The 12812-nt window shown below is 72.2% G+C and carries 11 protein-coding genes; 8 read left to right on the top strand and 3 right to left on the bottom strand.

Annotated features, from left to right (window positions below; all coding sequences use genetic code 11):
- The first annotated feature begins 57 nt into the window (after positions 1-57).
- From O3S82_RS00835 to O3S82_RS00800, 8 genes are all read left to right on the top strand, one after another.
- Entirely contained in the window at positions 58-1014 is a 957-nt protein-coding gene (locus O3S82_RS00835) for an EamA family transporter (protein ID WP_179426939.1), read from the top strand.
- Between the two features lie 10 nt (positions 1015-1024).
- Positions 1025-1402, top strand: a complete 378-nt coding sequence (locus O3S82_RS00830) for a phage holin family protein (protein ID WP_179426941.1) — start codon at positions 1025-1027, stop codon at positions 1400-1402.
- Positions 1402-1881 (top strand): low molecular weight protein-tyrosine-phosphatase, encoded by a 480-nt coding sequence (locus O3S82_RS00825; RefSeq protein WP_269304798.1) that lies wholly within the window; start codon positions 1402-1404, stop codon positions 1879-1881. Before O3S82_RS00830 ends, O3S82_RS00825 begins: the two co-directional genes overlap by 1 nt.
- The gene (locus tag O3S82_RS00820; RefSeq protein WP_269304796.1) at positions 1878-2411 is read left to right on the top strand and encodes a GNAT family N-acetyltransferase; all 534 of its coding nucleotides are present in this window, start codon (positions 1878-1880) and stop codon (positions 2409-2411) included. The genes O3S82_RS00825 and O3S82_RS00820 overlap by 4 nt, the downstream gene beginning before the upstream one ends.
- A 44-nt stretch (positions 2412-2455) precedes the next feature.
- Positions 2456-3325: a fructosamine kinase family protein gene (locus O3S82_RS00815; protein WP_179426945.1), complete on the top strand. Its 870-nt coding sequence runs from the start codon at positions 2456-2458 to the stop codon at positions 3323-3325.
- 4 nt (positions 3326-3329) lie between these two features.
- Positions 3330-4022 carry a response regulator transcription factor gene (locus O3S82_RS00810; RefSeq protein WP_179426947.1) on the top strand — a complete coding sequence of 231 codons (693 nt, stop codon included), beginning with the start codon at positions 3330-3332 and terminating at the stop codon, positions 4020-4022.
- Positions 4019-5422, top strand: coding sequence for a sensor histidine kinase (locus O3S82_RS00805; RefSeq protein WP_269304792.1), 1404 nt, complete (start codon positions 4019-4021; stop codon positions 5420-5422). The genes O3S82_RS00810 and O3S82_RS00805 overlap by 4 nt, the downstream gene beginning before the upstream one ends.
- A gap of 177 nt (positions 5423-5599) precedes the next feature.
- Positions 5600-7060 carry a S1C family serine protease gene (locus O3S82_RS00800; protein ID WP_269304790.1) on the top strand — a complete coding sequence of 487 codons (1461 nt, stop codon included), beginning with the start codon at positions 5600-5602 and terminating at the stop codon, positions 7058-7060.
- A gap of 3 nt (positions 7061-7063) precedes the next feature.
- Here the strand turns inward: O3S82_RS00800 and O3S82_RS00795 are convergent, their stop codons facing one another.
- The 3 genes from O3S82_RS00795 to O3S82_RS00785 all read right to left on the bottom strand — a co-directional run bounded on the left by O3S82_RS00795 (position 7064) and on the right by O3S82_RS00785 (position 12714).
- A complete protein-coding gene (locus O3S82_RS00795; RefSeq protein ID WP_269304788.1) occupies positions 7064-8935 on the bottom strand; it encodes an anthranilate synthase family protein in 1872 nt (623 codons plus the stop codon).
- Positions 8936-9115: 180 nt separating this feature from the next.
- A complete protein-coding gene (locus tag O3S82_RS00790; RefSeq protein ID WP_269304786.1) occupies positions 9116-10630 on the bottom strand; it encodes a metallophosphoesterase family protein in 1515 nt (504 codons plus the stop codon).
- Entirely contained in the window at positions 10627-12714 is a 2088-nt protein-coding gene (locus tag O3S82_RS00785; RefSeq protein ID WP_269304784.1) for a HelD family protein, read from the bottom strand. The genes O3S82_RS00790 and O3S82_RS00785 overlap by 4 nt, the downstream gene beginning before the upstream one ends.
- Positions 12715-12812 lie beyond the last annotated feature (98 nt).

The raw sequence follows: 12812 nt of genomic DNA, 5'->3' as shown, positions 1-12812 counted from the left end.
ACCTTACGACCGCCGGGTCGCCCCCACCGACCGCCCGGCCGGTGCGAGAATCGTCCGGTGTCCCAGCCCCACGTGCGCCTCGGGTTCGCGCTCGTCGTCACCGCGGCGGTGTTCTTCGGCATCAACGCCGGCGTCACCCGCATCCCGATGGAGGCGGGCCTGCCGACCTCGACGTACACGACGATCCGCGTCACCTTCGCGTTCCTGACGTTCCTCGTGCTCGCGGTGGCGTTCGACCGCTCGGCCCTGCGTCCGCCGCGTGGCCGCGACCTGCTGCTGATCGTCGCGCTCGGCGTCGTGGGCGTCGCGTTCGTGCAGTGGACCTACAACGTCGCGATCATGCGACTGCCGATCGGCGTGGCGCTGCTGCTGGAGTACCTCGCACCCGTGCTGGTGGTGCTCTGGGTGAGGTTCGTCCGCCGCGAGCCCGTGCACCCGCGCGTGTGGCCGGCCATCGGGCTGGCCCTCGTGGGACTCGCGCTCGTCGGCCGTGTCTGGGACGGGCTGAGCCTCGACGGGATCGGCGTGCTGGTGGCGCTCGCGGCCGCCGTCTGCTTCGCCGCCTACTTCCTCATCGGCGAGGAGCTGACCGCCACCTCGGCCGAGCCGCTGACCGCGCTGCGCACCGTGGTCTGGTCGTTCGGCGTCGGCGCGATCGTCATGAACCTGCTGGGCGGCTGGGAGGGCTCGAGCGCCCTCGCTCACGACGCCTCGATGCTCGGCCGCCTCTCCGAGTTCACGATTCCCGCATGGGCCGCGATGGTCTTCGTCGTCGTGTGCGGCACCGTGCTGCCGTTCTTCCTCTACCTCGCGTCGCTGCGCCACCTCTCGAGCTCGAAGGCGTCGGTGACGGCCATGCTCGAGCCCGTCGTCGCGGTGATCGTCGGGTGGCTCTGGTTCTCCGAGACGCTCGACCTGCTGCAGACGATCGGGGTCCTCGCGGTGGTGTCCGGCATCGTGCTCGCGCAGACGGCGCGCCATGTCCCGGCGGAGGAACTGCCTCCACCCCTCTAGGGTGAGACGCATGGAACGCTTCCTGTCCTCCTGGTTCGTCAGCAGCGTCGCGCTCGCCCTCGCAGCCCTCCTGCTCGGCAGCCACATGACGATCGGCGACGCCGACGAGACCACCGTCAACCGCGTCCTGGCGCTCGTGATCGTGGGCCTGGTGTTCACGCTCGTGCACCTGTTCGTCGGCCAGATCGTCAAGCTGCTCACGCTGCCGTTCATCGTGCTGACGCTCGGCCTGCTGCTCGTCGTCATCAACGCGCTGCTCCTGCTGCTGACCGAGTGGATCACCTCGGCGTTCGGCGTGGAGTTCGCCGTCGACGGCTTCTGGTGGGCGTTCCTGGCCGCCATCGTCATCTCGGTCTGCCAGTCGATCCTGTCGGCGATCGTCGACTGATGCCGCGCCGCGTCGCCCTGGTCTGCCTGGGCAACATCTGCCGTTCCCCCATGGCCGACGTCGTGCTGGAGCACCAGCTCGCCGAGGCCGGCGTCGACGACGTCGAGGTGTCCTCCTCGGGCACCGGCGACTGGCACGTGGGACAGCCGATGGACGAGCGCGCCGCCGCCACCCTCACAGCGGCCGGCTACGACGCCTCGCGCCACCGCGCCCGCACGTTCACCGCCGACTGGTTCGACGAGCAGGACCTCATCCTCGTGATGGACTCCTCGAACCACGCCGACGTGCTGGCCCTCGCGGCCTCGGACGACCACCGCACGAAGGTGCGGATGTACCGATCCTTCGACCCCGAGGCCGACTCGCCCGACGCCGAGGTGCCAGATCCCTGGTACGGCGGACCCGAGGGCTTCGACGAGGTCCTCGCGATGGTCGAGCGCACCACGCGCGAGATCGTCCGTCACCTCGCCGACACCGCGTGACCACGCCCTGCCTGCGGCTGGTCACGCCGGACGACGCCGACGAGCTCGCCGCGGTCTACGTGGAGAACCGGGAGTTCCTCGCGCCCTGGGAGCCCGTCCGCGAGGACGAGTTCTTCGAGTCCGACAGCCAGCGCGCCGCCATCGAGCGCATGCTCGACGAGCACGCGGCCGACCGGATGGTCCCGTTCGTGATCCTGGGAGCCGGCGGAGAGATCGCGGGACGGCTCACGCTCAACAACGTCGTCCGCGGGGCCTTCCAGTCGGCGTCGGTGGGCTACTGGGTGCGCGAGGACCTGAACGGCCACGGCCTGGCCACCCGCGCCGCTCGTGAAGCGGTCGACCACGCCTTCACGGCGCTGGGTCTGCACCGCCTGGAGGCCGGGACCCTCCTGCACAACGTGGCCTCCCAGACGGTCCTGCGACGGGCCGGGTTCGCCCCGTTCGCCGTCGCGCCCGAGTACCTGAGGATCGCCGGACGCTGGCAGGACCACCTGCTGTTCCACGCGTTCGCGCCATCCCCGCGTCCCTGACCGCTGAGGGCTCCGCACTGGTCACCGGGCGGTAAGTTCAGGGCATGGCACGAATGGCGGGAACCGCGGCGTTGGCCGAGCAGCTGCTGGAGGTCGCCGTGGTGTCGACGACCTCGGTGGCCGGCGGCGACATCTGCACCACGACGCGACTGCGACTCACCGACGGGCGCAGCGCCGTCATCAAGACCCGCCCCCAAGCTCCCGCGGGGTTCTTCACCACCGAGGCCGAGGGCCTGCGCCGGCTGCGCACCGCCGGTGGCGCCCCCGTGCCCGAGGTCCTCGCGGCCGACGACGAGTGCATCATCCTGGCCTGGATCGAGCCCACGAAGCCCTCGGTCGACCTCGCCGAGTCGCTCGGGCGCAACCTGGCCGCGACGCACTCCTCCGGCGTGGGCGGCTTCGGCGCCGACCACGACGGCTGGATCGGTCTGGCCCCGCTGCCCAACCGCCCTTCCCCGACGTGGGAGGAGTTCTACGCCGGCCGCCGCGTCATGCCCTACGTGAAGGCCGCCGCCGACCGTGGCTCGCTGTCGCTCGAGCAGGCCGCCGTGATCGAGAAGGCGATGAAGCGGCTGCCGTCGCTCACCGCCGATCCCGAGCCCCCGGCGCTGCTGCACGGCGACCTCTGGTCGGGCAACCTCGTGTGGTCGTCCGACGGCGTCCACCTGGTCGACCCGGCCGTCCACGGCGGCCACCGCGAGACCGACCTCGCGATGCTCTCGCTGTTCGGCGCGCCTCACCTGCAGCGGATCCTCGACGCTTACCACGAGGCCGCTCCCCTGCAGGACGGCTGGATGGACCGCGTCCCGCTGCACCAGCTGCACCCCCTTCTCGTGCACGCCGTGATGTTCGGCGGCGCCTACGGGGCGCGAGCCGCGGCTGCCGCCCAGAGCCTGCTCGACGGCCGGGCGTGACGGCATGAGGATCCTCGTCGTCGACGACGACCGCGCGGTGCGCGACTCGCTGCGTCGGTCCCTGGAGTTCAACGGCTACACGGTCGAGGTCGCCGGCGACGGCGCCGAGGCCCTCGCGAAGGTCGCCCAGTCGGGCCCCGACGCGATCGTGATGGACGTGATGATGCCGCGCCTGGGCGGGCTCGACGCCACCAAGGCGCTGCGCGCCGCCGGCAACGACGTGCCGATCCTCGTCCTCACGGCGCGCGACGCCGTGAGCGACCGCGTGGACGGCCTCGACGCGGGCGCCGACGACTACCTGACCAAGCCGTTCGCGCTCGAGGAGCTGCTCGCCCGCGTGCGCGCCCTGCTGCGCCGTGGCGGCCGCGCGCGCGACGACCTCGACGACGAGCCGGCGCTCACCTTCGCCGACCTCACGCTCGACCCGAACACCCGCGAGGTGCGCCGCGGCGAGCGCTCGATCTCGCTCACCCGCACCGAGTTCGCGCTGCTGGAGCTGTTCATGCAGCGGCCCAAGCGCGTGCTGGAGCGCTCGTTCATCCTCGAGGAGGTGTGGGGCTTCGACTTCCCCACCACCGCCAACTCGCTGGAGGTCTACGTCGGCTACGTCCGGCGCAAGCTCGAGGCCGAGGGTGAGTCGCGGCTGCTGCACACCGTCCGCGGCGTCGGGTACGTGCTGCGGGAGACGCCCCCGTGACCATCCTCGACCGGGTCCATGCACGCGCCCACACGCTGCTGGAGCCGATCACGAAGCGACTCTCGCTCGCCGGCCGCGTCGCCCTGCTGACCACCGCGGCCGTCGCCACGGTCCTGACGATCATCAGCATCAGCATCTTCGTCCTCGTGCGCCAGGAGGTCGTCGGCGCGCTCGACGACTCGATGATCAAGCGCGCCAACCAGGCCGTGAAGGCCGGCTACACGCCGCAGAACCTCACGGTCGACGAGGCGAACATCCTGGCCATCGCCGGCATCCAGCTGCTGACGATCAAGAGCGGCGGCGGCGAGTTCCTCGTGCACTCCGAGGACGCGTTCCCCTACGACAACCGCGAGCGCGAGGTGGCGCTCGGCATCGCCGAGACCTCGGCCCGCACGGCACACGTCGACGGCGTCACGTACCGCGTCGTCGCGGTCCAGGCCGGTCCCGGGCAGGCGTTCATGCTGGCGCAGTCCATGGAGTCCACGCGGCGCGCGCTCGAGCGGCTCACGGTCGTGCTGGTGCTGTCCACGCTGTCCGGCATGATCCTGGCCGGTGTCGCGGGCTGGGCCGTCGCCAGCAACGGCCTGCGGCCCGTGCGCCGCCTGACCAGCGCCATCGAGCGCGTCGCCGAGACGCAGGAGCTCACCCCGATCGACGTCCCCGGCAAGGAGGACGAGCTGGCCCGGCTGACCCGCTCGTTCAACGCCATGCTGCTGGCCCTCGACGCCACGCAACGCCGCGAGCGCCAGCTCATCGCCGACGCGGGCCACGAGCTGCGCACGCCGCTGACCAGCTTGCGCACCAACATCGACCTGCTCCGCCAGGCCAGCAGCCAGCCCGAGCGCCGGCTCGACGCCACCGCCTACCGCGAGCTCATCGACGACGTGGGCGCCCAGCTCGACGAGCTCTCCACGCTCGTCAGCGACCTCACCGAGCTGGCCCGCGACGAGCCCCTGCACCGCGACCCCGAGCCGCTCGACCTGGCCGACGTGGTGCGACGGGCGATCGACCGTGTCGAGCTGCGCGCCGCGAGCGCCACGTTCGACGTGCTGCTCGAGCCCACGTGGGTCGTCGGCGACAGCCAGCTGCTCGAGCGCGCGGTCACGAACCTGCTCGACAACGCCGTGAAGTGGAGCCCGCCGGACGGCACCGTGCGGGTGCGGCTGAGCCACGGCACCGTCACCGTGGCCGACGAGGGCCCGGGCATCGCGCCGGAGGACCAGCCGCGCGTGTTCGACCGCTTCTACCGCTCCACCGAGGCGCGCACGCTGCCCGGCTCGGGCCTCGGCCTGGCGATCGTGCGACGCGCGGCCGACCGCCACGGCGGCACCGTGAGCGTCACCTCCGTCCCCGGCGAGGGCGCCACGTTCACGTTCCGGATCCCTCCGGACGAGGCGTGACCCCGGGAGCGGTGAGTCCTCAACCGATAGGGACCTCGGTACGGTTGACGACGCACCGCCAGCGCGCGGGAAGGGTTGACAGCTCACCGCTCAGCCAGGGTTTCGGAGCGCGGAGTTTGAAGGTGGCGCCCAGCACGTTCACAAGCAACTCTCAGGTCCTCGCGGGAAGGTTGAACCATGACAGACCAGCGTGATCCGTACGCCGACCGCCCCTACGTGCCCCCGACGGCGCCGCAGGAGCCGCAGCAGCCCGCGCAGCAGGCCGAGACCGGTTGGCCCTTCTCCGAGCCCCGTGCCGAGGAGACCCGCGTTGAGGAGACCCGCGTTGAGGAGCCTCGCGCCGACGAGCGCCCCGTCGATCCGTGGGCGACCACGGACGACCACGAGCCGACCGTGTCGGTGAACGAGCCCACCCGCACCTTCGCCGACGCCCCCGCCGACCCGAACGGCCCCACCGGCCCGGGCGGACCCGGCGGCCCGGCCGCCTTCGGCTACCCCGTGGCCTCCCCCGAGCCCCAGCCGCGCAAGAAGCGCCGCGCCGGCCGCCTCGTGGCCGCCGCCACCGGCGTCATCCTGCTGGCCGGCGCGTCCGCCGCCGGCGGCGCCGCGCTCTACGACGCGATGCAGGACGACTCCAGCACCTCGACGAGCGTCACCGGCACGTCGCTGGACCGCCCGGCCTCCTCGTCCGGAGCGCAGAGCGACGTCTCGGCGGTCGCCGACGCCGTCCTGCCCGCCACGGTGAAGATCAACGTCACGGGTGGCGGCGAGTCCGGCACCGGCACCGGCGTGGTCATCAGCAAGGACGGCAGCATCCTGACGAACAACCACGTCGTCGAGGCCGCCGCGGACGGCGGTTCGATCACCGTCGCCTTCAACGACGGCCGCATCGCGAAGGCCGAGATCGTCGGCCGCGACGTGGCCACCGACGTCGCGGTCATCAAGGCCGAGGGCGTCAGCGACCTGCCCGCCGCCACGCTGGGCGACTCCAAGCAGGTCAAGGTCGGCCAGACCGTCGTGGCGATCGGCTCCCCGTTCGGCCTCGAGTCCACGGTCACCACCGGCATCGTCTCGGCCCTCAACCGTCCGGTCTCCCCCGGCGACCAGAGCGCCGACGGCCCCAGCACGACGTTCCCCGCGATCCAGACCGACGCCGCGATCAACCCGGGCAACTCGGGTGGCCCGCTGGTCAACCTCGAGGGCCAGGTCATCGGCATCAACTCGGCCATCAACACCGGCGGCCAGGGCAACGGCTCGGTCGGCCTGGGCTTCGCGATCCCGATCAACCTGGTCAACAACGTGGCCACGCAGATCCTCGACGGCGACACCGTGGAGCACGCCCAGATCGGCGTCCAGGTGCGCAGCGCCACCGGCGACGACCAGGTCACGACGATCGGCGCCGAGATCGGCGAGGTCAGCTCGGGCGGCGCCGGCGACAAGGCGGGCCTGAAGGCCGGCGACATCGTCACCAAGGTCGACGGCAACCCGGTCTCCGACAACCAGGCGCTGGTCGCCACGGTGCGCGGCTACAAGCCCGGCGACACGATCGAGCTGACCGTGCTGCGGGGCGACAAGACCCAGGAGATCGAGGTCGAGCTGGGCAGCGACGGCGGAGCCGCCGCCCGCGCCCAGGAGTGACGCTCAGCCCAGCAGCGCCGCGGTGAGGTCGCGCAGGATGGCGTAGCCGTTCTGCGTGAGCACCGACTCGGCGTGGAACTGGATCCCGCGGTAGTGAGGCCCGGCCACCAGGTGGATGTCACCGGTGGCCGGGTCCGTCTGCACCGTGACCCCCTCGGGCAGGCCCGACTCCGGGACGCGGCCGACGAACGTGTTGTAGAAGCCCACGGTCTCGGTGCGGTCCAGCACCGGCAGCGCGCTCTGCGTGCCCTGGAAGACGATGTCCTTGTAGTCCAGGTCGAGCCCGAGCTCGTGGCACAGCGTCTGGTGGCCCAGGCAGATCGACAGGAACGGCTGCTCCCGCTCGAGCAGGCGGCGGGTGGCCCGGCGCAGCACGGCGATCTTCGCGTCGTCGCCGTCGCGCGGGTCGCCCGGACCGGGACCGATCACGACGAGGTCGTGCCCGTCGAGCGCCTCCTCGGTCCACTCGTCGTGGCGGACCACGTCGGTGGTCATGCCCATCACGCCGAAGACGTGCGACAGCATGTTGACGAAGTCGTCCTCGCCGTCGAGCACCACGACCCGCTTGCCCTCGAGCGCGGGTGTGGGCGCCGTGCCCGACTGGTCGCTGAGCCAGAACTGGCTGAGTCGCTGGTTGCGCGAGCCGAGCGCGATGAGCACGTCGTCCTCGCGCGTGAACGCGTCGAAGCCCTCCACGGGCTCGGGCGCGGCCTCGACCAGGCCGAACGCGCTCAGCACGCCCGAGGCCTTGGCCCACGTCTCGTTCGTCTCGTAGTCCGCGTCGGAGTCGCGCACGAGCGTGGCGCCCGCCGTGACCGTGAGGTTGCCGTCGAGGTCGACGTCGGCCGTGCGGATGAGGATGGGGGCGTCGAGCCGGGCCGTGCCGTTCTCGTCACGGCCCACCAGCGCGGCCACGCTGGCGTAGTAGCCGCGGCCCTGCGGCTCGTACTGCTTGATGAGGCGGCAGGCGTTCTCCACCGGGCTGCCCGTGACGGTGGCGGCGAACATCGAGTCGCGCAGGATGTCGCGCGGGTCGCGGTCGGTGCGGCCGGCCAGCAGGTACTCGGTGTGCACGAGGTGGCTCATCGGCTTGAGGTACGGCCCCAGCACGAGGCCGCCCTCGTGGCACAGGTCGCACATCATCTTGAGCTCCTCGTCGACGACCATGAAGAGCTCGTAGATCTCCTTCTCGTCGGACAGGAACTTCAGCAGCTCGCGCTTGCGGTCGGCGTGCGTCTCCAGGCCGCGCATGCGGAACGTGCCGCTGATCGGGTTCATCCGCAGCTGGCCGTCGTCGAGGCTGACGTGCCGCTCGGGGCTCGCGCCGATCAGGTAGCGGTCGCCGGTGAAGATGCAGAAGGTCCAGAAGGCTCCCCGCTCGCGCTCCAGCAGGCGCCGGAAGACCGTGAGCGCCTTGGCGTGGTCCCAGTCGGACACGGTCGCTCGGTAGCGGCGGCCGATGACGAGGTTCGCGCCCTCGCCCTGGCCGATCTCGTCGTCGATGATGCGGCGCACCATCGCCGCGTACTCCTCGTCGGAGGTCTCGAATCCCCCGCGGTCGGCCAGGTCGATCGCGCCGTTCGGCAGCACCTCGAGCAGGTCGTCGAGGGCGACGTCGTGGTTCGAGCGTGCCTCGATCACCGACAGCGGCGTGCCGTCCTGGTGGGCCTCGAAGCCGCGCTCGGCGACCTGGGCGAACGGGACGACGACGAGGTGGTCCCAGGCGGGGCCGGGGCCCTCGGCGAGCGGGATGTCGGCCAGCCGCTCGATGTCGGTGCGCGGGCCGCCCAGGAGCGTGACGCGATCGGCCTCGCGCCCGCGGATCAGCGCGAACGCCGGCTGGGCCAGCACGTCGTCGAGGAGCTCTTTCGTCATCGTGGTCTTCTTCCCGCGGTCGGACGAACGACGCCCAGACCGCCATGTGGGGGTCTGGGCGTGGGTACGTCGACAGTCCTCCTCAGCGGAGGGGCCACCAGGTGCTGGTCGTCGACATGCGCACAGCGTAGCGGGCCCCGGGCGTGCCCCGGCGATCGAGTGGCCGGGGCAACACCGGAGTCAGTCGGCGACGGGGACCGGGAGGGTCGTGTAGTCGCCGACGTCGATGACGGCGCCGGGCTTGAAGGTGACGATCTGCAGGCCGACGACGCGGCCGGCCTCGAAGGTCAGCACGGCCACCTGCGCGTCGCGGCGCAGCTTGGTGCCGAGCGCGAACGCGTAGACCGCGCCGCCCGTGGAGCCGATCGACACCTCGGTGGAGGTGCCCTGCGGGCCCTCGGTGCTGGTGGGGCCGACCTGGCGGTGCAGGTGCCCGCTGATGGCGAGGTCGACGCAGCCCTCCTGCACGGTGCGCTTGGCCGACGCGGCGCTGTGCGTGACCATGAGCGACACCTCGCCGTCCTCGCACGCGGCCTCGGCCAGCTTCTCGCTCTGCTCGGTGATCGCGGCGATGTTGTCGCCCTCGTTCCCGTTGTAGCCGGCGGTCAGGCCCGAGCTGCGCGGGTCGCTCTCGCCGATCATGCGGATGCCCTCGACGTCGGTGGGCTCGCCGTCGAACACGAGGAAGTCGTTGCGCTCCATCTCGCGCAGGATGTACTTGCCGGTGTCGTGGTTGCCCGCGACGGCGAGGATCGGCAGGTCCTCGAAGGTCTGGCGCAGCGACTTGATGCTGAACGCCTCCCACGAGGCGCCGTTGGACGTGTCGTCGCCCATGTCGATGACGAACGACGCGCCGGCGGCGCGGGCCACCTCGCGGGCGACGGGGTCCATGCCGATGTTGTCGTGACGATCGGTGACGACGAGTGCGGTGGTCTGGCCCGACGCGGGAGCCCGGACGGGAACGTCCTTGGCCTTCTCGGCGAGCGAGGAGTAGAACGCCAGCGACTCCTCGTAGGTGTCGAGCGCACCCTGGACGATGGCCTTGCTGGTGGCGGTGGCGGCGCCGCGCGAGATCTCCACGTGGGCGAGCCGCGCCTCGTCGGGCAGCTCGGGGAACTCCTGCCGGATCGGCACCCACGCGACCTCGCGCTTCGTGCTGGGGTCGGGCGCGTAGGCCATGACGGCGCCGAGCACCACGATCGCGAGCACGCCGCCGACGAGGGCGGTGCGCGGCTCGGGTGGCCACTGGTCGCGCAGCTCGCGGCGGCGGCGCGGCCCGACGGCCACCCAGCCGACGCCCACGACGACCATCGCGATGACGCCGGCGGCCAGGCCGCGCTGGAGCGCCGCCAGGCCCATCTCGGTGATCTCCGAGGTCATCGCCGCGATCTCGCCCTCGGGCTGGCTGGCGATCGCCGCGTCCTGCGCCAGGACGCGCTCGAGGTCGGTGTCGGGGCTGTCGCGCAGGACCACCTGGGCGCCGATGCCCAGCAGCGCGTCGGACGGCATCCGCAGCTCGGGCAGCAGGGGCCCGGCGACGATCGTGACGTGCCCGTCGAACGTGGGACGCGCGGTGGCGTTGTGGGCGCCGATCGTGACGGTGCGCTCGGTGTCGACGAACGTGGCGGCCGTGACCGGCACCGCCACCGCGAGGCCGACGCCCAGCAGGGCCAGACCCGCGACGATCCGGTTCACTCGGCCACCCGATCGAGCCACGTGCGGCTGGTGCCGACCGTGACGAGGCGCTGGGTGGCGCGCGTGAGCACGACGTAGAGGGTGCGCCAGCCGGCGGCGGCCTCGGTGACCACGCCGTCGGCGTCGACCAGCACGACGCCGTCGAACTCGAGGCCCTTCGTGTCGAGCGGGTCGAGCACGCGCAGGCGCTCGTCCTGCGGCATCACGGCGCGCAGCCGGTCGAGGCGGCCCGAGGGCGCGACGACCGCGACCGTGCCGTCGACCTGGCCCAGCATCGCGGTGGTCTCGGCGACCGCGCGGTCGAGCAGCTCGTCCGGGGCGACGACCTCGTGACGGGGGTCGAGGCCCGTGCGGCGGACCGCGTCGGCGAGGTCGGGGTGGGCGATCGCGTGGCGGGCGACCTGCGCGGCGAACTCGTAGATCTCGGCGGAGTTGCGGTAGTTCGTCGACAGCCGGAAGCGGTGGACGGCGAGCGTGCCGAGGGCCTCGTCGCGGGCGGCCGCGGACTCGGCGGGGACGGGCCACGAGGACTGCGCCTCGTCGCCGACGATCGTCCAGCTGGCGGTGCGGCCGCGGTGGCCGAGCATCCGCCACTGCATGGGCGACAGGTCCTGCGCCTCGTCGACCAGCACGTGGGCGAAGCCCTCGTCGTCGATGCTGCCGGTGGCCTGGATGCGGTCCTCGCGCTCGCGCTGCTCGAAGCTCATCAGCTGCTTCGGCGACGCCCAGTCGTCCTCGGTGCGCACGGGCGCCTCGCCCAGCAGGTGGCGCAGCTCGTCGATGAGCGGGATGTCCTCGATCGTGGGCTCGTCGGCCCACTCGCGGCGCAGCACCTGCTGCTCGAACGAGGTGAACAGGTCGGAGGCGACCTCGCCCAGACGCGAGGGCACGGTGCGCCACACGTCGACCGGGTCGAGCTCGGGCCACCACGCCTCGACGAAGTCCTCGAAGGCCTCGTCGCCGTCGAGTTGGTCGCCGAACGCCTCCTCGCCGCGGTCGAGCGCACGGTCGCCGGTGACCTTGTCCCACAGCGCCTTCACGAGCTCCTCGCGCGCGGAGGACAGGGTGGTGTTGGGCAGGCCGTTCGAGAGGACGCGCTTGCGGATGCGCGCGAGGTCGGAGGCCTCCAGCACGAGCCGGTCGTCGCGGTAGAACAGGTCGAGCCGCTGGGGCGAGCCGGGCTGCGGGGCCTTGGCGATGCGTGCGAGCGCGGTGGCCATCTGGCTCGCGCCGAGCAGCGCGGCGGCCTCGGGCGAGGCGTGCTCGGTGGCGCGGATGCCGTCGACGACCTCGCCGATCGAGCGCAGCACCACGCTGGTCTCGCCGAGGCTGGGCAGCACGCGCTCGATGTAGTTCATGAAGACGCCGGACGGGCCGACGACGAGCACGCCGCCGGACTCGAACCGGCGCCGGTCGGTGTAGAGCAGGTAGGCCGCGCGGTGCAGCGCCACGACCGTCTTGCCGGTGCCGGGGCCGCCGCCGATGATCACGGCGCCGCGGGAGGGCGCGCGGATCGCCTCGTCCTGCTCCTTCTGGATCGTGGCGACGACCGAGTGCATCGAGCTGTCGCGGGCGCGGCTGAGGCTGGCCAGCAGCGCGCCCTCGCCGATCACGACCATGTCGTCGGGCGCGGCGTCGGCGTCGAGCAGCTCGTCCTCGATGCCGATCACGCGGTCGCCGCGGCAGCGCAGCACGCGCCGGCGGACGACGCCGGCCGGGTCCTGCGCCGTGGCCTGGTAGAACACCGAGGCCGCCGGGGCGCGCCAGTCGACGAGGATGATCTCGCGGTCGGCGTCGCGCACGCCGATGCGGCCGATGTAGCGGGCCTCACCGCCGTCCAGGTCGAGGCGGCCGAACACCAGGCCGTCGTGGGCCGCGTGCAGGGCGCTCAGCCGGCGCGAGGCCTGGTAGACCATCGCGTCGCGCTCGACCAGGCCGCCCTCGTGGCCGATGTGGCCGCGCGCCATCCCCTCGGCGACGAGCGACCGGGCCACCTTGGTGGACTCCTCCAGGCGCTCGTAGACGGTGTCGACGTACGCCTGCTCGTGCGCGAGCTCGCGTTCATCGGGAGAGGGGTTGCTCATCGACGTCCTTCGGTGGCGTGGGGGAACTCTCCATTCTAGGCACCGCGGACCAGCCGTGTGGACGCACCGCCGCGCCGCGGACGCCACGTTCTCCGAAG

It is taken from the genome of Aeromicrobium sp. HA, assembly GCF_027171405.1.
GTDB classification, from domain to species: domain Bacteria; phylum Actinomycetota; class Actinomycetes; order Propionibacteriales; family Nocardioidaceae; genus Aeromicrobium; species Aeromicrobium tamlense.
This window is presented reverse-complemented; position numbering and strand designations above follow the sequence as displayed.

What these genes read in the sequence shown, in the direction of transcription:
- O3S82_RS00830 (WP_179426941.1), top strand. Translation starts at nt 1,025, where the DNA reads ATGGAACGCTTCCTGTCCTCCTGGTTCGTCAGCAGCGTCGCGCTCGCC.
- O3S82_RS00825 (WP_269304798.1), top strand. Translation starts at nt 1,402, where the DNA reads ATGCCGCGCCGCGTCGCCCTGGTCTGCCTGGGCAACATCTGCCGTTCC.
- O3S82_RS00815 (WP_179426945.1), top strand. Translation starts at nt 2,456, where the DNA reads ATGGCACGAATGGCGGGAACCGCGGCGTTGGCCGAGCAGCTGCTGGAG.
- O3S82_RS00810 (WP_179426947.1), top strand. Translation starts at nt 3,330, where the DNA reads ATGAGGATCCTCGTCGTCGACGACGACCGCGCGGTGCGCGACTCGCTG.
- O3S82_RS00800 (WP_269304790.1), top strand. Translation starts at nt 5,600, where the DNA reads ATGACAGACCAGCGTGATCCGTACGCCGACCGCCCCTACGTGCCCCCG.
- O3S82_RS00795 (WP_269304788.1), bottom strand. Translation starts at nt 8,935, where the DNA reads ATGACGAAAGAGCTCCTCGACGACGTGCTGGCCCAGCCGGCGTTCGCG.
- O3S82_RS00785 (WP_269304784.1), bottom strand. Translation starts at nt 12,714, where the DNA reads ATGAGCAACCCCTCTCCCGATGAACGCGAGCTCGCGCACGAGCAGGCG.